Source organism: Halomonas sp. THAF5a, from assembly GCF_009363755.1.
Taxonomy (GTDB): Bacteria; Pseudomonadota; Gammaproteobacteria; order Pseudomonadales; family Halomonadaceae; genus Halomonas.
In genome coordinates, this window is the sequence record NZ_CP045417.1 from 1,199,057 (window position 1) to 1,220,290 (window position 21,234).

The following is a 21,234-nucleotide window of genomic DNA, read 5'->3' on the forward strand; positions in this document are numbered from 1 at the left end:
CTCATGACGACATCAGTTGGGCACGAAACACTGCGATATTGGTCACCAGACCAGGTAGCAGGTATTGGAACAGCCGAGTGACCTCGAGCACTTCCTCATGGCTGGCATCCTGGACTGCCGCTGCCGTGAGCTGCTGGGGTAGCAGCTGATTGGGGTTGGGAAGCTCGGCGACCAAGTCGAGGGCGGTCACGTGAATGTCCTGGGTGATCGCCCGATACGACTCGCTATCGATACGAGGGGCGAGGTCGTGCCAGGCGCGAGTGAAGTAGCCGGGCCATCGCGCCAGGGCGCGATAGTCCGTGTTGACGAAGGGCAGTCCGAGCGTCGTCCGGATCTGCCGGTACAACGCCTTATGCTCACTGTTGCCGTGATGGGGTTCCATCAGGATGAGGCTTCCCGCCTTCGCCGGGGGCGCTGTCGAGGCGGGCGTCACCTCGGTCGCCGTGGAGAGTGGCAGGCCTTCCATCAAGGTTCGCGCTTGGCTGGCGATCAGCAGGTAGGGCATGTTGCCGTGGGAGAACACCTCGATGAGCCGGCGAATCTCCTCAAGCTCTCGATGCGAGTATCCTTCCTCGAGGAGGTCGGCGACGAGGGACCCGGGGGCCAGGTGGCTGGCATGGTGCTCTACCCGGGCGCGGAGTCGCTGACAGGCCTCGATGAATTGCCGCGACTCATAGAGAGGGCGCAGGCCCTGCCAGAGCGCGGCATAGAAGCGTGGATAGTGAGCCAACGCCATGGTGACGACGCCCATCCAGGGCACCTGGAGTATGCGCTTGGTGTCTTCATAGGTGGCCCGCAATGGCCCATCCGCCTCTCTCTCTGCCACAGGGTGGATGGTGGGAAGCGGGTCGGGAAGTCGTCGCGGCAGCATCGCGGCCGCGCGGGTGGATCCCCTGGTCGTCATGTCGTTGGATGGCGTCTTCATGCGGCACCTCGGTGACCAATCGTTAGCGCGTCGAGTAACTGCGCGTGGCTTTCTGCCACGATATCGGGCGCGGTGGGCAGTGGCGGGGGCGTGTCCGGGCCCCACTCCTCTGGGCGATGAAGATACGCCGTCTTGAAGCCGACGGCCCGTGCCGCGTCCAGATCGTATTCGTGGCAGGCCACCATGCAGCACTGCTCGGGTTGCAGCTGCAGGTACTCGGCGACCGTCAGATAGGCCTGGGGCAGGAGCTTGTACTTGCCGAGGCCCTCACAGGAGAACACCGCATCCCAATTGAGGCGATTGTGCTTCGCCGTATCCAGGATCATGCGATAGCTGAGGATGGAAAACGAGGCGACCATGAAGTTGCCACGCAGTGCCTCCAGCATCTCGTCGAAGCCCGTCCAGCATTCGAACGCATGCGGGGCATCGTAGGCGATGTGGTGTCGATCCGCGTCGCTGAAGCACCCAAGACCGGCCTCGTCGAGCAAGGCATCCAGCACCTCGCGGTGCACCCCATCCATGTTCTGGCTCGGCGGATGCTGCTCTCCGGCATTCAGCATCCTCTGCATGGAGCGGCGGCGTAGCTCGTTGGTCAGGGACGACCAGTCGCGCTCGACGCCGTGGCGCATCCCCACTCGATGAAACGCCCCTTTGAAGCCTCGGTGCCAATCGAGGACCGTGCCTCCCGTATCGAAGGTAAGGGCTTGGACGTCCGCTAGGCTCATGACGTCTCCTTGCGTGTCGTGGTGGAAGGGAGATCTTCAAGATCTGGCTGAAGGGCCTGAGCGCTGTCAGGCCCTGGACGGCTCAGGCTTGGCTGGCCTCCCTCTCGTGGACGGAGCCTGCCGGCGAGTCGCTGTACTGGCTGAGAATGACGTCGTCCAACACCAGCCCGTCGTCCCGGGACAGCCTGACCAGCTGCTTCTTCAGCCAGCCGCGGCTCGCCTCTGGGTAGTCGGAGCGGGTATGAGTGCCGCGGGTCTCCGTGCGCCTCAGCATACTTTGCCGCATGGCCTCGGACAGCATGAGCACCCGCTTCACGCGCAGGATGGCCGCGTATTCATCGAGGCTCTGCCAGCCAAAGCCATCGACCTCGCGCTGCAGCGCCGCGATGTCGTCGCGCGCTGCCTGCAGCAGCGCTGCCGACCGGAAGGGTCCCAGGGCGTGCTGGTTGATGCGGCGAATGCGATCAAGCGCCTCGTCCACCCTCGCCGGCGTACCGGCGCTTGTCGTGACCGGTTCATCCTCCCGCGCGAGGCTGGCGAGCGTTCTGGGACGAAGGTGGTGAGCGGCGTGGCGTCCGCTGATGCGTCCGTAGGTGATGGCCTCCACCAGGGCGGTGCCGCCATGGCGGTTGGCACCGTGGATCCCGCCGGCCACCTCGCCGCAGGCGTAGATACCGGGCAGTCGCGTCTGGCCGTTGATATCCACCTGAATGCCGCCGATGGTGTAGTGCGAGGAGGGCGCGACCCCGATGGCACGCTGACGGAAGTCGGGGATGTATTTCGAGAGGAAGGTGGCGGTGAGCGAGTCGGGGGCCCATTCCTCTTCGCGAGTGTGGCGAAAGTCGACGTAGACCTTCTGCCCTCTGACGATTTCGGACTGCATGATGAAGCTCAACTGGTCCCAGTTGTGCAGGGCGCCGAGGGTGGTGGAACCGCCGATGTGCTTCTCGATCAGGTCTTCGCCATCCGAGTTGATAAGCACCGCGGTTTCCGGGTAGTCCGGGTACATGAAAATGGCCGGCACCCCCTCCTCGCACACGGCCAGCGGATAGAACTGGATGAACTCCATGTCGACCAGGCTGGCGCCCGCCTCCAGCGCCATGGCCTGGCCGTCACCGAGCAGGTTCCGAGGCGTATCGGTGAAGTCGTAGACCCCCTGCATGCCGCCAGTGGCGATGATGACTGCGCGGGCGGCAATCTTGACCGCCTTGCCATCGATGATGGCCCAGGCGCTGGGGCCTTCTGCCGACAGACTCAGGGCGCTGCCTCGCAAGCGCTGGACATCCGTCTTCCTGATGGCCTTGCGGAGCTGCGAGAAGAGCGCGGTGCCGTGGGTGGAGGAAAATTCCATCATCAGCCCGGTCATATCGTTGGCACCGTCCGCGCCGTAATCCTCATTCAGCATGTCCTTGCCACGGCGCCCGGTGGACCGTTTCACGCGATAGCCCCGCGGGGCCTTGTCTACGGGGATCTCGTAGCTCTCGATGGTCTCGGCCATTTCCAGCGGCCCTTCACGCACGAGTCGCTCCAGCAGGGGCATGTCACACAGGCCCTTGCCGGTGGTATGGGCCATGGCCTCGAGGATGTCATCCTGAGAAATGTCCTCATGGGCCGCGTAGGTCACGAATCCGGTCGAGATCGCCGTCGAGGAGGCCTGGCCGCTGTACAGCAGGGTGACCTGCGCACCCTGTTCATGGGCGGCGAGAGCGGCGGTAAGGCCTGCCGCGCCTTCTCCGATGACCAGCACGTCGGTTTCGATAACGTCTTGCATGGCGTAGTCCTCGCTGAGGGGGTTGTCGATGTTGTTGCCTCGATTAGACATAGCAAGTGGCATGCCAATACTGATATTCGATTAAAAACAATAAGTTGATGGTGAGAGTGGCGGTGCTCCACACCCTGCCGGGTAGGAAATGACCTCGCGATGGGGTCATTTATGGACCGGTAAGCCGTGGCCAGGGTGATCAACAAAAAACCGCATGGCCAGGCCATGCGGTTCGAAGGACTTGCGCCGATCAGGCGTCATGTATTGTCGAGGGAGGACTCCTTCAGCGGCATCGCCATATCGCCGCATTTCTCTGCACTCGGTTTGCGACGGCGTTCCAGCAGCAGGTAGAGCACCACTCCGGCAATCAGGCCATAGGCGGCGCCATGTACCGCGAGCACGATGCCCATCGTGCCGGCAACGCCCATGGCGGTCGAGCTCTTGATCTGCTCGACCCCCACCGAGATGCACAGGTAGCCGGTGATCAGCAGCGTCAGGGAAAGTGCAATCGGCAGCACCGGCTTGACGATGGTGACCAGTGGGAGCACGAACAGCGCAAGCAGCGCCACGATCCAGAAAACGCCGGCGCCGGAGTAGATGGTGTCCATGGCGGAGCGTCCATAGCGGTAGCGTTCGGCGATGGTAGCCATACCTCCGGTAAACAGGGGGCCCGCCAGGCCCGGGTAAGGAGCGAACAGCGAGTGCATCAGATTCCGAATGGCGGTGACTAGGTGGACACGGTCGACGTTGTCCTCGATGACTTCATCCTGACGCAGGTGATCGGCGCGCTTGAGCAGCGTCCGGCCGACGATGATATCGCCGAAGGCGATGATGTAGGCGATGACGGCCGTGGGAATGGCCATCCACAGCATTTCCAGACTAGGCCAGCCGACGGTGAACGGCAGATAGCCCCAGATCTCGGAAAAGTCGGGCAAGGCGAGGCCAAGTTCGATGTCGGGCAAGGGATACTCGCCGGCGCTCCAGCCGATGCCCATCGCCACGAGGGCTCCGGGTACCATGCCATAGCTGGCGATGGTCTTGGCCCAGCGATGTTCCTCCACCCAGTCGCGGAAGGACAGTGAGAACAGCACATAGGCGGTCACGATGCTGCCCAGTATCAGCGACAGTGGCGTCTCGGCGAGGCGGCCGCCGGCGCTGATCTCGCCGCTGATGGCGGCAATGCCGGCCCCCAGGAGGATACCGCCCTTGATGGAGTCGGGAATCACCTCCACCAGCTTGCTGCCCAGACGCGTGATGCCCAGGATGAAGAAGATCAGTGTCACGATGAGCTGGAGTCCGACCAGGGCGCGTATGGCCTCGGGGCCGGGTTCAAAGTTCTGCAGGTAGAGAATGACGACGGGCACCGCCGGCGTGATCCACCCCGGTACGTAGGGGACGCCGAGGAGGTTCGGCAGCAGAAAGCCGATGCCACAGACTGTGACGTAGGCAAGCGCCACCTCGTAGGGCAAGCCCAGGTACGTCTCGAGCAGGGGAATGGCGGCCATGGCCACCACGAACATGATCAGGGCCTGGATCGTTTCGGGCCATTCCCAGCGATAGTGGATGAAGGGCAGGCGAATCTTGAAGGGGCCCGCTGGCCAGTAGGGGTGCTCCTCACCGTGTGTGCGTTGGTAGATAGGCATCGTTGTCACCTTGTCTTGTCGTTATTTTCCCATGGGGAGAGGGTTCACGGTCGGAGGAACGCTTCTCGACTGCTGGCGTGCGCCCCTTTCGCCGTCCGTCCAATGGAAGAGCAAGAACGATGCCAACTTATAAAAAATATAAAAATCAAGATATTACATTTTTCCTTGGCACTGGGGTGTGTTGGCTGGGGCCAGTTTCGACCTTCATAGGGGTCTATTTTGACCCCGCCTCCGGGGTATGCTGAGGCCAGGTTCTCTCACCAGCCGCGGGGAGCGACAGAGGCATGAACAGCATGGCAGTCAGCGAAACGACCATTCTTGACCGGTTACCACATGGGTACATGCAGATCGAGGGTGGCGCCGTTACATATATGAACCGTGCCCTACGCAGCGTCTTTGGAGACGTTTACTCCGAGGTGTCAATACTGTTGTCCCGTTATCCTGAGCTAGCCTTTCTCGATGAGGCGGAGACGGGGACAAGTCTCAGCCGATGGGTTGATATCGATGGAGTACTGTTCAATGTCGACGTCTACGCGGACGAGGCGTCCAAAGTCATCATCTTTCTGCCTGACCATTACCTGACCGGTATCGACCCCGACCTCCAGGAGTTACGCCAGTCCTACAATGATTTCGTCGAGATCTTTCAGAACTGCTTCGATGGCATCTATGTCGCCGATGGCGAAGGAAAGACGCTGTGGATGAATGATGGCTTCGAACGCTGTTATGGGCTGAGTGCGCGTAACTTCATCGGTCGCAATGCTTCCGAGCTGGAACGTCAGGGATATGTCCGGCCCCTGATTACCTGGAAGGTAATCACCACCCGGCAGCGAACAACGGCCATGCAGACGACGAAGTCCGGCAAGCGTGTGCTGGCGACAGGTATTCCCTTGATGGGCAAGGATGGCAAGGTACGCAAGGTCATCATCAACTCGAGAGACATCACCGAACTGTTCGAACTGAAGGAACGTCTCGACAGCGCCGAAAAGGTTATCGAACGCTATGAGAGCGAATTGACGCGGCTTAGAAAGGAAGAGGGAAAGGAAGGAGATCTGGTCTGGCGTAGCGATCGGATGCAGCAGGTGGTCGACATGGTGATTCGCGTGGCACGTTTCGACACCACTATCCTGATCACGGGTGAGTCTGGTGTGGGCAAGGAGGTGGTGGCGGGCCTGGTGCATCGTAACAGCAGCCGTCGCGATGGTCCCCTACTTGAAATCAATTGTGGGGCCATTCCGGGAGAGCTGCTGGAGTCGGAGCTGTTCGGGTACGAGGAAGGTGCCTTCACCGGATCGAGAAAGACCGGCAAGAAAGGACTGCTGGAACTGGCCGATGGGGGAAGTCTTTTTCTTGATGAGATTGGCGAGATGCCGATGGATCTTCAGGTCAAGATGTTGCGGGTACTCCAGGATCACACTTTCACCCGGGTGGGTGGCACCAAGAGCATTCATGCCGACTTTCGCATTATCGCTGCGACCAACCGAAATCTCGCGGACAGGGTCAAGGAGGGGCTTTTTCGCGAAGACCTGTTCTACCGTTTGAGTGTGGTCCCCGTGGAGGTTCCACCGCTTCGCGACAGGCCAGAGGACATTATCGGGCTGACCTTCCATTTTCTCGAGTATTTCAACGACAAGTACGGACTGAACAGACGGTTCTCGCCCGAGGCGATGGAGAGATTAGTATCTCACGGCTGGCCGGGCAACGTGCGAGAACTGCGTAATCTGGTCGAGCGTGTGATGGTGGTCAGCACGTCCGATCAGATTGCAGCCGACGATATTCCCCTGGCACAGGAAGAACCTGCGACACAGGTGGGAGAGGTGCCTGCTGACCTGGTGGGGTCGCTCAGCGCTGATCGGCTAAAGCAGACCGTCGGGCAGTTCGAGGCGGACATTCTCGACGAAGCAGTGGCGCACTTCGGCAGCATCAGAAAGGTGGCGGCGGCCACTGGGATCAGCGAGTCCACCATCAAGCGCAAGTTGAAACACTCGCGCTCTTGAGTCGGGTCACGTGCCGCCCGGGTCCGAATGACGAGTAGGTGTCGGGCTCGGAGAATCAGGCGGGGAGGATATAGACGCCCTGAGCGATCGCACAGGATTGGCTTTCATAGTCCATCCATCCAGATGGCGAGTCGCTCACAGGTGAACGGACAGCTTGGCCAGTGCTCGGCCAGCATGGCGTTGATATCGTTGGCGCTGATCATGGGAAATGTCCTTATTCGATGGGGGAGGCCCGAGTCTGATCGAGTGGCTCACTCGGTGCGAGCGCGCTATCACCCAGCAAGCCTGGCTGTGCCTGGGGGCTTTTCGCGTGTCCGGGATTGAGGAGCTCCCTGCTCGAGGAGCCACTCTCGGCAGCATGCCTCTCTGCTCAATGAGCTTGATCGGTCTGCTCGGCGGCCACCTGCTTCAGCACTTCCTGGTAATTGTCCACGCCCTGGGCGCCAGTGACCAGGTAGCGATGGTTGAACACCATGGCCGGCACGCCGCTGATGCCCTGGCGGCGCCAGTAGGCCTGACGCTCTCGCACGCTGTCCGCCCTGTCCCCGGCTTCCAGCATGGCCGTGACCGTCGCTTTGTCGTGGCCGAGGCCAGCGGCAATGTCTGCCAGGACCTCGATGCGATGCAGGTCCCGGCGCTCGGTGAAGAAGGCGCTGAAGAGGGCCAGCTTCATGCGATGCCCCGCATCGTGGCCTTGCTGTTCGGCCCAGTCGATCAGCTGGTGGGCGCGAAAGGTGTTCACCATGCGCATATCGTCGGTGTAGTGGAAGGTGAAGCCCAGCTCGGCCCCCATGGCGGTGAGTTTTTCCCGGGCCTGGCGCGAGCCCTCGGGGGTGGTGCCGTACTTGGCCGCGAGGTGCTCACGCAGGTTTTCGCCTTCGGCGGCCATCTGGGGATTGAGTTCGAACGGGTGCCAGCGCACCTCGAGCGGGATGTCGCTCAGGCGTGACGCCTCGGCCAGCTGGTGGTAGCCGATGACGCACCAGGGGCAGACGACGTCCGAGACGATATCCACGTTGATGGTCGGGGATGGGAGTGTCATGAGGATGCTCCGATGGAGTGGTTGATAATCAAGCCGATACAACTGCCTGAAAGGAGTTCCAGGAGGTCATTGTGTGGCATCGCCATCTGGCGGTGGAGTCCAGCCGCGTTCAGACCGAGAGAGGGCATCGTCTTTCCGATCGCTTTGCATGACCTGCGCCAGCATGCCGTGCTGGGCCCGCATCGCATCGATGTATCGACCGGAGACTCCTTCCTCTGCCCAGGCTGCGCGTAGTTCATCCAGGCTCTGGAGGTCGTGTTGACGAAAGCGATTGGTCGCCTTGCGAGCAGCGAACGGGTGTTCTCCCAGGACTGTCAGCGCCTCTCCGCCAAGGTGCAGGGCGCTTTCGAATGTCTCTCGTTCGACATGATGGGCGCCGGCCTTCTCAAGCTCATAAACATGGTGGCGATCGTGGGCTCGGGCCAGGACCGTGACATGGGGCCATCGGTTAGCCACCTGCTCGACCAGGCGAGTCTGTTTGTCGCGGTCGTCCAACGCTGCAATCAGCAGGGACGCCGACGGGAGTCCTGCCGACTCCAACAGATCAGGGCGCGTGGCGTCGCCGTAGTAGACCCGGAAACCAATCCTGGCGAGGTGTTCGATGGTTTCCGGGTCATGGTCGAGAATGGTGACTTCATGACCTCGTGAGGTAAGCAACCGTGCCACGATCTGACCGAAGCGTCCCATGCCGGCCACCACGATGGACTCGCGCTGGTCGATCTTAGGGCTTTCACCAGTGCTGCTTTGTTGGGCACGGGGAGCCAACACTTTCTCGAACAGGATAAACAGCAGCGGCGTCATCAGCATGGTCAGGGCCACGGCCAGGGTCATGATGCGGGTGATCTCGTCGTCAAGAACTCCGCTGCTGGTGGCGAAGGCAAACAATACGAACGCGAATTCCCCGGCCTGGGCCAGCCCCAGGGCAAACAGCCAGCGGTTGGCCCCGCGCAGTCCGAACAGGGAGGCGAGGGCAAACAGGATGCTGCCCTTGAGCAGGAGCAGTCCAAGGGCGATCGACACCACGGCGGTGGCCTCGGACATCAGCAGGCCGACATCGATGGTGGCGCCCACGGTGATGAAGAACAGGCCCAGCAACAGTCCCTTGAAGGGCTCCACATCACTTTCCAACTCATGGCGGTACTCGCTGTCCGAAAGTACGACACCGGCGAGGAAGGTTCCGAGTGCCGGTGATAGGCCCACCAGCGACATGAGCAGGGCGATGCCGATCACCAGCAGCAGGGCCGCCGCGGTGAATATCTCGCGCAGGCCACTCTGGGCGATGAAGCGCAGCAGGGGGCGCATCAGAAGACGCCCTGCCAGAATGATCCCGCCAATCACGGCGAGAATGACGACCACCTGTAGCCAGTCCGGCAGTGTCGAGAAGAGGTGTGCTAACTGCCCGTGGGTGCTGGCTTCGGTATCTCCATGTGCCGCCTGGCTGCCCTCATGGCCCTGACTCGCTCCGGTCACCGCCAGCAGTGGCATCAAGGCGAGCATGGGAATGACGGCAATGTCCTGAGTGAGCAGTACCGAAAAAGCACTTTGACCGCCGTGAGTCGTCATCAGCCCTTTCTCGTGAAGGGTCTGCAGCACGATGGCCGTAGAGGACAGCGCCAGGATCATGCCGAGCGCCAAGGCACCCTGCCAGGCAAGCCCGAAGCACCAGGCCACGCCGCCTATCGCCACCGTGCTGAGCACGACCTGGAGCCCCCCGAGTCCTGCCAACTGGTAGCGCATGGCCCACAACTGGGAGGGTTGAAGTTCCAATCCGACCAGAAACAGCATCATCACCACACCAAATTCGGCGAAGTGCTGCACCTCGGTGGCTTCCTGCCCCACGACCCCCAAGAGCGGACCGATGATCACGCCGGCGATCAAATAGCCGAGTACCGATCCTAGCCCCAGACGGTTGGCCAGTGGCACGGCGATGACGGCCGCCGCCAGATAGACGAATCCCGCTGCCAGTAATTCCATCAGTTTCGTCCGCGCGGTGAGTGAAAAGAAGGAGATGATGCCAAGGACGCGGCCGATGACGTCTCATGGCTCGTGTCGAAAGGCGTGTCGCTGAGGTAGTCATTAAAGAGCGCGTGACGGCTCAGCTGAGCGGCATCCAGAGGGGTGTGATGAAGCAGGTCGAGCAGGGCACGGTAGTCTTGGCAGTGCTCATCGAGACGCCCATCTGCCTCCGCCCTGCCGGCATCGAACAGCACCAGCGGGGGCAGCCACTCAACTTGGCAAAGCTGCCATGTTGCCTTGAAAGGCCGTAGGAGTTCGGGCACCGTGACGCCCTTGTAGCCCTCCTGAGTGTAGGCATGCCGAGCGGCACCACAGCTGATCACATGCATCACCTGCTTGCCCTTGAGCGCTTGTCCCTGAGGGCCATAGGCGAAGCCGTATTCCAGCACCAGGTCTATCCACTCCTTGAGCAGTGCTGGGCAGGAGTACCAATAGAATGGATGCTGAAAGACGATAACATCATGTTCCACGAGACGCCGCTGTTCGGCGTCTATGTCGATGTCCATGCTAGGGTAGGTGGCATAGAGATCGACGCTGGTCACATGTCCGGCGTTGCTTGCCTGACGAAAGAGCGTGGCATTGACCTCTGAGCGATCAGGTCGTGGATGAGCGAGGTAGACGAGTACCTTCATGGGACTCTCTCTTTATCGTTGATCTCCACGCACTTGTGGAGCGCCAAGCGAGTGGCCTCACACTCCCGGTGAGGCCACTCACGACTATCCTGACGGGGTCACGGACCAGCATTCTCGTGAAGCCGTGATGGGCTCTCACTTCCTGACATCGGTGGCGAAACGAGCGGCATTCTCCCTGAGGAACTCGCTTTCGTCGGCGTCACCCCAGAACGCGGGCTGTGCCTTCGGGATGGTCAAGGCCTTCTGGATCTGGGGGCGCGCATCGAGCCGCTCGAACCAGGCCTTCAGGTGGTCGAGACCCTCGATCGACACCTTGGCCCAGACGTAGGCGCGGGCCCAGGGGTAGGTCGCCATGTCGGCGATGGTGTACTGATCCCCCGCCAGCCAATCGCGGCCCTCCAGGCGGGTGTTCAGGACCTCCAGCAGGCGACGGGATTCATCCACGTAGCGCTTGATAGAGAAGGGTTCCTCCTGGCCGTTGGGGGCGGCGATGCGCTGGAAGTACATGGCCTGGCCCATCATTGGGCCGATGCCGCCCATCTGGAACATCAGCCACTGCAGCGTTTCGCTGCGGGCCTTGGCCTCTCTGGGCAGGAAGCGGTCGTACTTCTCGGCCAGGTACCAGAGGATGGCGCCGCTCTCGAACACGGCGAAGTCGTCGTTGCCCCGGTCGACGATGGTGGGAATGCGCCCGTTGGGATTGAGCTTGAGATAGTCGGGCGCCTTCTGCTCCTTCTTGCCGAAGTCGATGAAGGTCAGCTCGTAGGGCACCTCCGCTTCCTCGAGAAAGATGACCGGCTTGTAGCCGTTCATGGTGGCGGCGGTGTACAGGTGAATATCCGGCTGTGACATGGGGAACATCCTCATGGGGGTGACGCGATGAAGGGTGTTGCGCGTCGGGCCCGGTACCCTCTTGCATCGAGCCCGACGCGCATTGCCTGCTGCCTGTGGACGGTCACATCTGACGGTCCCAGAGGCTCTCCTGGTAGCGCTTCACGTCCTCCTCGAATCGTGCGGGATGCACGTTGCGGAAGGCATGCTCGTCCAGCGGGATGAGGCGTACCATCTCATCGATCATGGAGGAGGGGTCGAGCTGCAGATCGTCCCCGGCGAACAGCTGCTGGGTCTCGCGGATCGGCGCCTCGGGGGTGAAGTGTGTCGCTGGGTCGTACCACTGGTCGAGGGTGTCGTACATGCGGTCGTTGAAGCCGGTGCGGAAGGGGCCCGGGTTGATGGTGGCGACCTTCACGCCCAGCGGTGCCAGCTCTTCGTGGAGCAGCTGGGCAATGGCCTCCAGGGCATGCTTGGACGCCACATAGGGCGCGAGGTAGGGGAAGGTGGTGAACCCGGCGATGGACGATACCAGCACGATCTTGCCCTGGCCGCGATCGGCGAAGGCCTTGGCGTAAGGCTGCACGAACTCCAGCGTCGAGAAGACGTTCGTCTCGAAGACCTTGCGCACGCGCGCCACGGGAATCTCGGCGATGGGGCCGGTCTCGCCGATCGCCGCGTTAGCCACCACGACATCCACCTCGGCGCCGTAGCGCGCAAAGACGCTGTCGCGATCCTGGGCATCGGTGATGTCGAGTTTCTCGACCTCCAGGTCAACGCCCTGCTGCTGCGCCTTTTCCCTCAGGGCCGACACCTGGGGCCAGATTTCCACTGTGGCAATCACCCGGTGCCCTTGTTGCGCCAGTGCCAGTGCCGCCCCTTCTGCCAGGCCGCTGCCGGCCCCGGTCATCAGAATGGTTTTCATCGTCTCTCTCCTCGAGATAAGTGGGGTTACGCCAGGTCGTCGCGATCCAGGCGCTCGAAAATGATGGCCTCGACGGGCGTCGCGCCGACGTTGGTCACCTGGTGCGCCCAGGCCTCGTTGTGCATGACGTCGCCTGCCACCACGTCACGCTCCACGACATCGCCGCTTTCCAGTGCGATGCGCAGGCGCCCGGCGGAGAGGAAGTAGACGATCTCCTCCGGATGGCGGTGAGGCGCATCGGCGGCGCCGGGGGCCATGGTCATGTGAACCAGCCGTGTCTCGCCGGTGTTGATGAGCTCGCGATAGAACTCCGGGGAGGCCTGGTCGGCCAGCGGTACCGGGCGCCCAGCGTCGGGCCATTGAGGCGTTGTCATGGGGGATTCTCCTGAGTGTGACGGATGCATCAGCCGAAGACGCGCTCGAGGTGTTCGTCGAAGCGGGTGAGGTCGCTGTCGATATCGGGGTTCTTCATCACGTCGTAGGCACCGAAGGTCGGCAGGGCGCTCATGTCGAAGAAGCGTGCGTTCAGATGCACGGGGGCGACCAGGTCATCCAGCGACTTGCCGGCGAAGAAGGGTTCGTCGGGGTCGTTGAAGGCCTCGGCCGGGGCGTTGAGCGTGACGCTGAGCATGTACTGTGTGCCGGTGAGAGTGCCGCCCAGCCCGTAGTTCTCCTTCGGCTTCTCGGCGGTGCGCCCGTCGCCCTCGCAGAAACGGCCGTCCATGCCGGCGGTATAGACCTCATCCATGTATTTCTTGAAGGACCAGGGCACCATCATCCAGTTGATCGGGAACTGCATGATCACGACGTCGGCCCACTGGTGGGCGGCGATCGCCTCCTCGACGTCATACCCTTCGGCGATGCGGCTGACGCGCACCTCGTGCCCCTGGTCGTCAAGCCAGGAGCGCGCGCGCTCGACGAGGCTGTCGTTGAGCGTGCCCTTGGCAAACGGGTAGGGCTGGTGTCCGTTGATGATCAAGATCTTACGCATGAAATCCTCCGCCACGATGGGCAACGAGTAGTGGATCAACAAGCTCTGCAGGCGTTAAGATGGAGCGAGTGGTAACCAAAAACAACTAGTATACTTTTGGTAACCTGGCTCTTCGGAGGATCGACCAGGCCCGCCCCGGGATGGCACCTTCCGGGGAGCACTCGGGAATCGATGAGCGGTTTCAGGCCCAGAACCCCGTTGGCGCTGGGCAGACACGACAGGAGGTGTGCGATTGGATGCGTTTGTGACGGAAGATTCGAAAGGCCGGCGTCGGGTCGCGGCGCCCTGCATGGAACCCTGCGCCATCGAGAAGGGCATGCGCGTGCTCGGTGGCAAGTGGACGGGGTCCTTGCTGTGGCATATCAAGGACGGACCGGTGCGGTTCAATGACCTGGCCCGGATGGTGGGCGGTGCCAGCAAGAAGATGATCACCGAGCGACTGCGCTTCCTCGAGGCGAAGGGATTGATCTCCCGCCACGTGCGCGAGACGTCCCCGGTGATCGTGGAATATGCGATCACGCCGCTGGGGGAGACGGCCATCAAGGTGCTCGATGAGCTGCGCGAATGGAGCGAGTCCTTGCCGGCCGATGTCGTGGCGGAGTGACGGCACCATGTACAGGATCTCGGGGCGATCACCGCGACCTCCAGGAGGCCTCATGAAGCGGCCCTGGCGACACGATGAGACATGCCCGTGACCAGGATGATCCAGTCGGTGTCACGCAGCTTCCTGCTGCTGGAGGCGTTACGACACGCAGATAGGCCGCAGACACTGGCGAGCCTCAGTGCCGAGGCGGGCCTGAGCAAGACCACCGTCCACGGGCTGCTGGACACCTTGGTGGCGCTGGGCTACGTGCGTCGCCTGTCCGAGGGATACTGGCTCGGCCTACGACTCGATGAGCTGGCCGAGCCCCTGGCGCAGGAGCGCGAGCAGCTCCGCCAGCACTACCGCGCGCTGCTGGACGAGGCCGCGGCGCTGAGCGACGAGACCGTCTATCTGGCCACCCCCTGCGGCAGCCAGGAGTACCTGTATCTCGAGGCTGTGGAGGGTCGGCAGCCGCGTCGCGTCCAGAGTCCTCGAGGGCGCCGGGAATCGTTGCGTCATTCGGCGATCGGCCATGTCTTCCTGGCCAACGATGACGACCTGCTGCGCCAGGTCAGGCGCGATGCCCCCCTGAGCGATGCGCAGGAGGCCCGGCTTCGGGAGGTCAGCGCCCGCGGCTTCGCACTGGACCTCGAGGACGTCGAGGCGGGCCTTTGCTGCCTGGCGATCCCCTTGCGGCAGCGGGGCGACTGCGTGGCGGCACTGGGCATGGCGGGTCCGGCCTCGCGCTGGTCGCCGTCGCGGCTGAATCGGTTGGCGAAGCAGCTGCTGGCGCGCTGATCCTCTTGTCCGTCTCGCCGTTCGACATTGTCGAATCCTGGTCGGCATCCGCTTCTTCCCCCTGTGTCTGTCTGTTCGTCGCAGGCATGCTCCTCATCGCGTCGTCGCCGACGGCGCTGATCTTGACCAGATTCTTGAGGAGAATGACATGCACCTTGACGATGCCCACCACATCATCGCCGGTATCCGCCAGGCCGCCGCCGATGAGGGATTCGCCGTCTCGCTGGCCATCGTGGACGCCAGCGGCCTCCAGGTCGCCTTCGAACGCATGGATGGCGCGGTCCCCGGCAGTATCGATGTCGCGATCAAGAAGGCGCGCACGGCGTCGCTGTTCCAGACCGACAGTGCCCAGCTGGGCCAGATCGCCGCCCCGGGGGAGGCCGTCTATACCCTGGAGAACACCAACGGGGGCCTGATCAGCTTCGGGGGTGGCGTGGTAGTGCGCGATGCACAACGGCGCGTGGTCGGGGCGGTCGGTGTGGCCGGCGCGACCGTCGAGCTGGACGAGACCCTTGCCCAGCTGGGGCCGCGCCTGATGGCCCGGGAGGCGGCATGATGCGCGGCCAGCATCCTGCCGTCCTCGCATTGGCGGTGGCCGCCTTTGCCATCGGCATGGCGGAGTTCATCGTGGTCGGGGTGCTGCCCGCGATCGCCTCCGATCTCGGCGTCACTCAGGATCGTGCCGGCGCGCTGGTGAGTGGCTACGCCCTGGCCCTGGCGATCGGCACGCCGCTGCTCATGTTGACGCTGTCCCGCTTTGCGCCGCGTCGGGTGCTGACGGGGCTGATGACGCTCTTCGTGATCGGCAACCTGCTGGCGGTCGTCGCCCAGGACTTCACCAGCCTGATGCTCGGCCGAGTGATCACGGCTGTGGCGCATGGTGCCCTGTTCGCCTTGGGGGCCACCGTGGCCAGTCGGCTGGCGCCGGAGGGGCGATCCGGCAGTGCCATCGCTCTGATGTTCTCGGGTCTGACGCTGGCCATGGTCGTGGGCGTGCCTATCGGCAGCCTGCTGGGGAACGGCATGGGGTGGCGGATGCCCTTCATGGCGATTCTAGCCCTGGCAGTCATCGCGCTCATTGCGCTGTGGCGTTGGGTCCCGGCCTCGCTGGCGGCTCAGCCGACGGGGAGCTGGGGGGAGCAGCTGTCGGCCCTCGGGCATCCGGTCATCGTGTTGACCATGACGCTGACGGCGCTGGGCTTCGGGGCGACCTTCCCGCTGTTTACCTACATCAGCGCCTGGCTGACCGAGCAGACGGGCTTCTCCACGGCGGCCGCCAGTGGCCTGCTGGTGGTCTTCGGTGGCGCCACTCTCGTCGGCAACCTGATGGGCGGGCGGCTGGTCGGCGCCATCGGCTGGCGGCGCACGGCCGCCTGGCTGCTGGTCGGACTGGCGGCGATCCTGGCGATCATCCACGCCTGGGGCGAGGCGAGGTGGCTGATGCCGGTTTGGCTGGCGGTGTGGGGCGCCTTGGCCTTCGGGCTGTCGCCGGCCTTTCAGTCCGGCATGCTGGCCACGGCCGAGCAGCATCGGCCGCGGGCGGTGGCCTTCGCCTCGGCGCTCAACATCTCCTCGTTCAACATCGGCATCTCGGCCGGCTCCGCCGTGGGGAGTGCGCTGGTCGCACAGCAGGCGCTGGAGATGACGCCGCTGGCCGGCAGTGGCATGGCGATGCTGGCGCTGGGCGCGCTGTGGCTCCAGGGGCAGGTGAACCGCTCCCGAGTCGCCGAGGCGATGGCGTGATGGAATCGTCGTTCTACAAGGCTACGGCCCCCTTGGCGAAGGGGGCCTGGTAGCGGGCGGGTCGGGCACCAAGGCATGAGACCGGCTGTTCGCTCTTCATCGTGGCGGTAAATCCGCGAATCGCTTTTTCTGTACCCCGAGGGCGATGAGGGCCGGCGGTTGTTGGCAGGAGTTCACCGTTCCATCCGTGCCAGAGTTCCTGGCATAGATTTACGCGAAAGCCTTAGATCAGGCAATTATCGCCATCTCTCTGCTGAGGACCGAGTCGCCATCATGATGATGCGAACGGCACATCCGATCCGGTCTTCATGCTCTCCATTGGTCATCCCCGCCATCACGAACCTCCCTTCCGTTCCGACCTGACCAACCCTGCGGAGCCTCTCGTCCTGGGGGCCGGGGCATAGATGTCGTGTCTGGCGCCGGTCAGAAACGGCGTGGGTCGTGGCGCAAGCCTGATCAAGGTGCAATTATATTCTATTTTTTCGAATAAATATGTCTATTAAAGCCGCTTTTGTTCGATTATCTGAAAGGTCTAGTATGCGCTCATCCACACGACGAGCTTCTCTGATCAACCTCAAGGAGATACACCATGACCATCAAGCCAACCCTTGCCGCCCTTCTTATCGCCGCCATGCCCGTGGCCGCTCAGGCCGGCCAGGCCTCGACGCTTTCCATGCAGTTCAGCGAACCACTCTCCGCCGTCCAGCAGGGCACCGCCCAGAGTGTGTCAGGGAAGGAAACCCTGAGGGGGCTTGCTGGCGCTTTCGAGCACGCCGATCAAAGCGCCGCCATGGCCGAGTCCCGAGCAAGACTGAACGCGAGGTACCGGGCCGGTGACGGCCCTGGCGGGAAGTCAATCAGCGCCGGACTTCAGCTGGCTCGCAACGCGACCAAATAAACACCTCACCCAACCCAAGGAGATACACCATGACCATCAAGCCAACCCTTGCCGCCCTTCTTATCGCCGCCATGCCCATGGCCGCTCAGGCCGGTCAGGCCTCGACGCTTTCCATGCAGTTCAGCGAACCCCTCTCCGCCGTCCAGCAGGGCACCGCCCAGAGTGTGTCTGGGAAGGAAGCCCTGAGGGCGCTTGCCGGCGTTTTCGAGCACGCCGATCAAAGCTCCGCCATGGCCGAGTCCCGAGCAAGACTGAACGCGATGTACCGTGCCGGTGACGGTCATGGCGGGAAGTCGACCAGCGCCGGACTTCAGCTGGCTCGCAACGCGACCAAATAAACACTTCACCAAAGCCAAGGAGATACACCATGGCGATCAAGCCAACCCTTGCCGCTCTTCTTATCGCTGCTCTTGCCATGGCTGCGCAGGCGGGTCTGGCTACTGCGTTCTCCAGGCAGTTAAGCGAACCACTGTCCGCGGTCCAACAAGCGGCCACCTACCATGCGTCTAGGGAGGGAGCAGTGATGGATATGGCCAGCGCTTACGAGCATGCAGACCAAAGCGCCGCCATGGCCGAATCCCGACAAGGCTGACCATTGCGGGAGGCGATGGCTCTCGCCAGCCCGATGAGCGCGAGCTGACCATAGCGCGCTTCCAGTGTGAGACGGTGGCCAAGAAGGCGGTTCGTCTCCAGGTCGACGGCTGACGGCGATATCGTGACCCGATAGCACCCGGGATAATAGCCTCGGCAAGGCGCCGTCTGGTGACGCTCTTTGCCGTTTTTCTTGCCTCTTTCCTTGTTCGTTCACGAGAGCATGCCTGGTCGGGTGTTGACGAGGTGACGCCCGTATTCAAGAGAGACCCCCCAATGATCCTGCGACGTGCCCATGAACGTGGCCATGCCGATCTCGGCTGGCTGCGTTCCCGCCACACCTTCTCTTTCGCCCACTATGTCGATCCCGACCACATGGGGTTCAGGACACTTCGAGTCATCAACGAGGACCGTGTTCAGGGAGGCGCGGGCTTCGGTACCCACCCGCACCGGAACATGGAGATCATCTCCTATGTCCTGTCGGGTGCCATGGCCCACAAGGACAGCATGGGACATGGGACGGTCATGCGTCCCGGTGATGTACAGCGCATGTCGGCGGGGACCGGAGTCCGGCACAGCGAGTTCAATCACTCCACCGACGAAGAGCTTCACTTCCTGCAGATCTGGATAGAGCCGCAGCGACGGGGCGTCGCGCCGAGCTATGAACAGAAGCACTTCCCGGCAGCACAGCGTCAGGGTGAGTGGCGCCTGGTCGTTTCCGCGGAAGGCCGTGACGGTTCCGTCAGCGTCAACCAGGACGTCAACCTCTATGCAGGGCTTTTCGATGCCGGGGAGCAGGCGAAGATACCGGCCGTCCGCCATGCCTGGCTGCACATCGCGCGGGGAGAGGCTAGGGTCAACGGCCAGTCGCTCTCGGCCGGCGATGCGGCTGCCTTCGAGCCGGGCGAGCCCATCGAGGTGGTCGGCATCGAGGCCTCCGAGATTCTCCTGTTCGATCTGGCTTAAGAGAAGGGGAGTGGCGAACCCTCCTTGCTCGGGGGCTGCAATTACCGAGTGAGCCCTCCTTGCGGCTGCCCTCCGGCATTCGATCCACGGCCGCTGTGAACCGCCACCCTGGATCCTGAGTGATGGCTAAGAGGAGTTCACGGGCCTCGATACGCACGGACGTTCGAGGCCACTGACCCGAGCACGCACCTGGAGCACACTATCGGTCTCAGGCATCCGGCGTCGTGGGCCTCACGGAGACCGCGGCTTCGGCCGTGAGCCAGCCATTGAGCGTGGTGAGAAAGTCGACGTCCAGGCTGCCCGCCTGTTGGTGAAGGTTCAGCAGATTGATGACATGATCCAAGCGCGCCTCGGCGTGGGCGGCCACCGCATCGTAGAGGTTCTGCTCGGCATTCAATACATCGACGATGTTGCGTGTGCCCACCTCGTAGCCGGCTCGGGTGGCGTCCAGGGCGCTCTGGTTGGAGACGATGGCCTGGGCCCGCGCCTCCACCGTGGCCACGTCGTTGCGCACCTGGGTGAACAGCGAGCGCACCCGGCGGATGGTCTCTCGACGCCGGTCCTCGAGGTCGTACTGGCTGGCCTCCAGCGCGTAGGTGGACTGGCGAATGCCGGCGCTGGTGCGCCCGCCGGTGTATAGCGGCAGGCTCACCCGAGCGCCGACCTGGCTGGCGGAGGTATGGCCGTCCAGCGCCTCACGATCGTCGTCGCTGTACTGGTAGCGGGCGAAGGCCTCGATCACCGGCAGTCGCTCGGCCCGGGCGACGTCGACGCCGCTGCGCGACACCTCCACCCCGGCCTGGCTGGCCAGCACCAGCGGGTTGCGCTCCATGGCCATCGCCACCCAGTCGTCCCGGCGCATGGGCGTCGGCGGCATCACCGGCATGGCGGCCTGGAGGGTAGCGAGGCTGTCGTAGCGCTCGCCGGTCAATCGCTCCAGGGCCTCGAAGCTAACCTGCAGGTTGCTCTCGGCGGTGATGCGCTCGGCCCGGGACTGGTCGAAGCGTGCCCGGGCCTCTTCCACCTCGGTGATGGCGATCAGACCGACCTCGAACTGCTCTCCGGCCTGCTCCAGCTGGCGGCCGATGGCGCGCTCCTGGGCGCGGCGCGCCTCCAGGACCTCATGGGCCCGCAGGATATCGAAGTAGGCCGAGCCGACATCGACCAGCACCTGTTGCTCGGTGGCGGCCAGGCGATAGGTCTGCTGGTCGAGCTGGCGCTCGGCCCGCTCGAGCTCGGCGCCGTTGCGAGCGTCATACAGCGCCTGCGTCGCGGCCAGAGTCAGCGCCGCGCCGTTGTAGTCCTCGTCCTGCCTCCCGCCGGTGCCGGCGAGGGAGGAGCCTGGGCTCTCGTACTGGCGGTCGTGGGTGATCTCGCCCGAGGCCTCGAGCTGCGGGCGCAGGTCCGCGCGGGCCACGTCGACGCCCGCCTGCACGCCACCGAACTGGGCGCGCGCCGAGGCCAGGGTACTGTTGTGCTCAAGGGCATCGCGGCTGATGGTGAGCAGGTCAGCGGCGGACGCGGGTCCCGCCAGCAGGCTCATGATGGTGAGCACGCCCGCACGGAAGGGCCAGCGGTGGCGTCGGTATCGGGTCAACGAAGAGGTGACATGTTTCATCTTTCAGGTCCTGTCAGGTTCCTTGAGGCCAGCGTCCGGAGGGGCAAAGGGGCCTCGTGCGGCAGGGAGCCGCGGGCATATCCCGGCCTTCAGGCGTCGCGAATATCGTCGACGGAGAGGGCGGTCATCAGGAAGTCGCCGCTGGCGATATCCAGTTCCCAGCGCTGCTCCTGCACCACCTGCCGGACATCGCCATTGCGCAGGGCCGTGCGTTCCAGCACGCTCAACGCGACACGCACCCGGTGGTCGTCCTTGCGACGGCTGCGAACCCTAAGCGGTGCATGGCTGCTCAGCAGGATCTCGCCGTCTCTCGAGGCCCAGGCGTCCAGGCACTCGGCAACCGTTCGCCTCTCGCCGAGCAGACGGATCGTGGCGTCGGGAGCGATCAGCTCCGCCAGGGTCGCGGCCGGGGCATTGCGGTTCCTGAGCGAGAACCAGCGATGGGCGAAGCATTCGATCTCGGCCTCGAGGGCCATGTCATCATGAAAGTCGGTCTGCATCTTGCCTCCTGGGGTGGCAGGGAAAGCGGGGCCGGCCGTGTGGCCGGCCCC

At 63.4% G+C, this 21,234-nt stretch carries 22 protein-coding genes and 1 pseudogene; 10 read left to right on the forward strand and 13 right to left on the reverse strand.

Features of this window, described 5'->3' with window-relative positions; genetic code table 11:
- Position 1: 1 nt before the first annotated feature.
- The 4 genes from FIU83_RS05355 to FIU83_RS05370 all read right to left on the reverse strand — a co-directional run bounded on the left by FIU83_RS05355 (position 2) and on the right by FIU83_RS05370 (position 5,055).
- Positions 2-925, reverse strand: coding sequence for a halocarboxylic acid dehydrogenase DehI family protein (locus tag FIU83_RS05355; protein WP_152483097.1), 924 nt, complete (start codon positions 923-925; stop codon positions 2-4).
- A complete protein-coding gene (locus FIU83_RS05360) occupies positions 922-1,650 on the reverse strand; it encodes an HAD family hydrolase (protein WP_152483098.1) in 729 nt (242 codons plus the stop codon). The genes FIU83_RS05355 and FIU83_RS05360 overlap by 4 nt, the downstream gene beginning before the upstream one ends.
- An 82-nt stretch (positions 1,651-1,732) precedes the next feature.
- Positions 1,733-3,421, reverse strand: coding sequence for an FAD-dependent oxidoreductase (locus FIU83_RS05365; RefSeq protein ID WP_172976028.1), 1,689 nt, complete (start codon positions 3,419-3,421; stop codon positions 1,733-1,735).
- A 248-nt stretch (positions 3,422-3,669) separates the two neighbouring features.
- A complete protein-coding gene (locus FIU83_RS05370) occupies positions 3,670-5,055 on the reverse strand; it encodes a xanthine/uracil/vitamin C permease (RefSeq protein WP_152483100.1) in 1,386 nt (461 codons plus the stop codon).
- A 284-nt stretch (positions 5,056-5,339) separates the two neighbouring features.
- On the opposite strand from FIU83_RS05370, the gene FIU83_RS05375 reads away from it, so the two are divergent.
- The gene (locus FIU83_RS05375; RefSeq protein ID WP_216645065.1) at positions 5,340-7,049 is read left to right on the forward strand and encodes a sigma-54-dependent Fis family transcriptional regulator; all 1,710 of its coding nucleotides are present in this window, start codon (positions 5,340-5,342) and stop codon (positions 7,047-7,049) included.
- Positions 7,050-7,419: 370 nt separating this feature from the next.
- Here FIU83_RS05375 and FIU83_RS05380 read toward each other — a convergent pair whose 3' ends face one another.
- The 7 genes from FIU83_RS05380 to FIU83_RS05410 all read right to left on the reverse strand — a co-directional run bounded on the left by FIU83_RS05380 (position 7,420) and on the right by FIU83_RS05410 (position 13,486).
- Positions 7,420-8,091 carry a DsbA family protein gene (locus FIU83_RS05380; protein WP_152483101.1) on the reverse strand — a complete coding sequence of 224 codons (672 nt, stop codon included), beginning with the start codon at positions 8,089-8,091 and terminating at the stop codon, positions 7,420-7,422.
- Between the two features lie 66 nt (positions 8,092-8,157).
- The gene (locus FIU83_RS05385; RefSeq protein ID WP_152483102.1) at positions 8,158-10,065 is read right to left on the reverse strand and encodes a monovalent cation:proton antiporter-2 (CPA2) family protein; all 1,908 of its coding nucleotides are present in this window, start codon (positions 10,063-10,065) and stop codon (positions 8,158-8,160) included.
- Positions 10,065-10,739, reverse strand: a complete 675-nt coding sequence (locus FIU83_RS05390) for an NAD(P)H-dependent oxidoreductase (protein ID WP_152483103.1) — start codon at positions 10,737-10,739, stop codon at positions 10,065-10,067. Before FIU83_RS05390 ends, FIU83_RS05385 begins: the two co-directional genes overlap by 1 nt.
- Before the next feature lie 135 nt (positions 10,740-10,874).
- Entirely contained in the window at positions 10,875-11,591 is a 717-nt protein-coding gene (locus tag FIU83_RS05395) for a glutathione S-transferase family protein (RefSeq protein WP_152483104.1), read from the reverse strand.
- A 103-nt stretch (positions 11,592-11,694) separates the two neighbouring features.
- Positions 11,695-12,495: an SDR family oxidoreductase gene (locus FIU83_RS05400; RefSeq protein WP_152483105.1), complete on the reverse strand. Its 801-nt coding sequence runs from the start codon at positions 12,493-12,495 to the stop codon at positions 11,695-11,697.
- Between the two features lie 26 nt (positions 12,496-12,521).
- Positions 12,522-12,869 (reverse strand): cupin domain-containing protein, encoded by a 348-nt coding sequence (locus FIU83_RS05405; protein ID WP_016854282.1) that lies wholly within the window; start codon positions 12,867-12,869, stop codon positions 12,522-12,524.
- Between the two features lie 29 nt (positions 12,870-12,898).
- Positions 12,899-13,486, reverse strand: coding sequence for an NAD(P)H-dependent oxidoreductase (locus FIU83_RS05410; protein WP_172976029.1), 588 nt, complete (start codon positions 13,484-13,486; stop codon positions 12,899-12,901).
- 289 nt (positions 13,487-13,775) lie between these two features.
- Here FIU83_RS05410 and FIU83_RS05415 point away from each other — a divergent pair, with 289 nt between their 5' ends.
- The 9 genes and pseudogenes from FIU83_RS05415 (at position 13,776) to FIU83_RS05455 (ending at position 19,065) form a co-directional block, all read left to right on the forward strand.
- Complete coding sequence (locus FIU83_RS05415; protein WP_202802766.1) at positions 13,776-14,090, forward strand: helix-turn-helix domain-containing protein; 315 nt, start codon at positions 13,776-13,778, stop codon at positions 14,088-14,090.
- A 96-nt stretch (positions 14,091-14,186) separates the two neighbouring features.
- Positions 14,187-14,867, forward strand: coding sequence for an IclR family transcriptional regulator (locus tag FIU83_RS05420; RefSeq protein ID WP_253939585.1), 681 nt, complete (start codon positions 14,187-14,189; stop codon positions 14,865-14,867).
- Between the two features lie 148 nt (positions 14,868-15,015).
- Positions 15,016-15,423: a heme-binding protein gene (locus FIU83_RS05425; protein WP_152483108.1), complete on the forward strand. Its 408-nt coding sequence runs from the start codon at positions 15,016-15,018 to the stop codon at positions 15,421-15,423.
- Complete coding sequence (locus FIU83_RS05430; RefSeq protein ID WP_152483109.1) at positions 15,420-16,610, forward strand: MFS transporter; 1,191 nt, start codon at positions 15,420-15,422, stop codon at positions 16,608-16,610. Before FIU83_RS05425 ends, FIU83_RS05430 begins: the two co-directional genes overlap by 4 nt.
- A gap of 589 nt (positions 16,611-17,199) precedes the next feature.
- Positions 17,200-17,508, forward strand: coding sequence for a hypothetical protein (locus tag FIU83_RS05435; protein WP_152483110.1), 309 nt, complete (start codon positions 17,200-17,202; stop codon positions 17,506-17,508).
- 29 nt (positions 17,509-17,537) lie between these two features.
- The gene (locus FIU83_RS05440; protein ID WP_152483111.1) at positions 17,538-17,846 is read left to right on the forward strand and encodes a hypothetical protein; all 309 of its coding nucleotides are present in this window, start codon (positions 17,538-17,540) and stop codon (positions 17,844-17,846) included.
- 29 nt (positions 17,847-17,875) lie between these two features.
- The gene (locus FIU83_RS05445) at positions 17,876-18,100 is read left to right on the forward strand and encodes a hypothetical protein (protein WP_152483112.1); all 225 of its coding nucleotides are present in this window, start codon (positions 17,876-17,878) and stop codon (positions 18,098-18,100) included.
- Positions 18,100-18,213, forward strand: a pseudogene (locus FIU83_RS05450) (NAD(P)H:quinone oxidoreductase); the annotation flags it as partial. The gene FIU83_RS05445 and the pseudogene FIU83_RS05450, both read left to right, overlap by 1 nt.
- Before the next feature lie 162 nt (positions 18,214-18,375).
- Positions 18,376-19,065: a pirin family protein gene (locus FIU83_RS05455; protein ID WP_152485257.1), complete on the forward strand. Its 690-nt coding sequence runs from the start codon at positions 18,376-18,378 to the stop codon at positions 19,063-19,065.
- Between the two features lie 208 nt (positions 19,066-19,273).
- Here FIU83_RS05455 and FIU83_RS05460 read toward each other — a convergent pair whose 3' ends face one another.
- Together FIU83_RS05460 and FIU83_RS05465 are read right to left on the reverse strand one after the other, a co-directional pair.
- Positions 19,274-20,683, reverse strand: a complete 1,410-nt coding sequence (locus tag FIU83_RS05460) for a TolC family outer membrane protein (RefSeq protein WP_152483113.1) — start codon at positions 20,681-20,683, stop codon at positions 19,274-19,276.
- 89 nt (positions 20,684-20,772) lie between these two features.
- On the reverse strand, positions 20,773-21,183 hold the full coding sequence (locus tag FIU83_RS05465; protein ID WP_152483114.1) for a hypothetical protein: 411 nt from the start codon (positions 21,181-21,183) through the stop codon (positions 20,773-20,775).
- Positions 21,184-21,234 lie beyond the last annotated feature (51 nt).

Bases quoted from the DNA above. Each gene is read 5' to 3' on its own strand.
- FIU83_RS05375 (WP_216645065.1), top strand. From the start codon at position 5,340: ATGAACAGCATGGCAGTCAGCGAAACGACCATTCTTGACCGGTTACCA.
- FIU83_RS05355 (WP_152483097.1), bottom strand. From the start codon at position 925: ATGAAGACGCCATCCAACGACATGACGACCAGGGGATCCACCCGCGCG.
- FIU83_RS05430 (WP_152483109.1), top strand. From the start codon at position 15,420: ATGATGCGCGGCCAGCATCCTGCCGTCCTCGCATTGGCGGTGGCCGCC.
- FIU83_RS05435 (WP_152483110.1), top strand. From the start codon at position 17,200: ATGACCATCAAGCCAACCCTTGCCGCCCTTCTTATCGCCGCCATGCCC.
- FIU83_RS05395 (WP_152483104.1), bottom strand. From the start codon at position 11,591: ATGTCACAGCCGGATATTCACCTGTACACCGCCGCCACCATGAACGGC.
- FIU83_RS05420 (WP_253939585.1), top strand. From the start codon at position 14,187: ATGATCCAGTCGGTGTCACGCAGCTTCCTGCTGCTGGAGGCGTTACGA.
- FIU83_RS05360 (WP_152483098.1), bottom strand. From the start codon at position 1,650: ATGAGCCTAGCGGACGTCCAAGCCCTTACCTTCGATACGGGAGGCACG.
- FIU83_RS05445 (WP_152483112.1), top strand. From the start codon at position 17,876: ATGGCGATCAAGCCAACCCTTGCCGCTCTTCTTATCGCTGCTCTTGCC.
- FIU83_RS05365 (WP_172976028.1), bottom strand. From the start codon at position 3,421: ATGCAAGACGTTATCGAAACCGACGTGCTGGTCATCGGAGAAGGCGCG.
- FIU83_RS05405 (WP_016854282.1), bottom strand. From the start codon at position 12,869: ATGACAACGCCTCAATGGCCCGACGCTGGGCGCCCGGTACCGCTGGCC.
- FIU83_RS05410 (WP_172976029.1), bottom strand. From the start codon at position 13,486: ATGCGTAAGATCTTGATCATCAACGGACACCAGCCCTACCCGTTTGCC.
- FIU83_RS05455 (WP_152485257.1), top strand. From the start codon at position 18,376: ATGATCCTGCGACGTGCCCATGAACGTGGCCATGCCGATCTCGGCTGG.
- FIU83_RS05440 (WP_152483111.1), top strand. From the start codon at position 17,538: ATGACCATCAAGCCAACCCTTGCCGCCCTTCTTATCGCCGCCATGCCC.
- FIU83_RS05460 (WP_152483113.1), bottom strand. From the start codon at position 20,683: ATGAAACATGTCACCTCTTCGTTGACCCGATACCGACGCCACCGCTGG.
- FIU83_RS05415 (WP_202802766.1), top strand. From the start codon at position 13,776: ATGGAACCCTGCGCCATCGAGAAGGGCATGCGCGTGCTCGGTGGCAAG.
- FIU83_RS05465 (WP_152483114.1), bottom strand. From the start codon at position 21,183: ATGCAGACCGACTTTCATGATGACATGGCCCTCGAGGCCGAGATCGAA.
- FIU83_RS05425 (WP_152483108.1), top strand. From the start codon at position 15,016: ATGCACCTTGACGATGCCCACCACATCATCGCCGGTATCCGCCAGGCC.
- FIU83_RS05380 (WP_152483101.1), bottom strand. From the start codon at position 8,091: ATGACACTCCCATCCCCGACCATCAACGTGGATATCGTCTCGGACGTC.
- FIU83_RS05385 (WP_152483102.1), bottom strand. From the start codon at position 10,065: ATGGAATTACTGGCAGCGGGATTCGTCTATCTGGCGGCGGCCGTCATC.
- FIU83_RS05390 (WP_152483103.1), bottom strand. From the start codon at position 10,739: ATGAAGGTACTCGTCTACCTCGCTCATCCACGACCTGATCGCTCAGAG.
- FIU83_RS05400 (WP_152483105.1), bottom strand. From the start codon at position 12,495: ATGAAAACCATTCTGATGACCGGGGCCGGCAGCGGCCTGGCAGAAGGG.
- FIU83_RS05370 (WP_152483100.1), bottom strand. From the start codon at position 5,055: ATGCCTATCTACCAACGCACACACGGTGAGGAGCACCCCTACTGGCCA.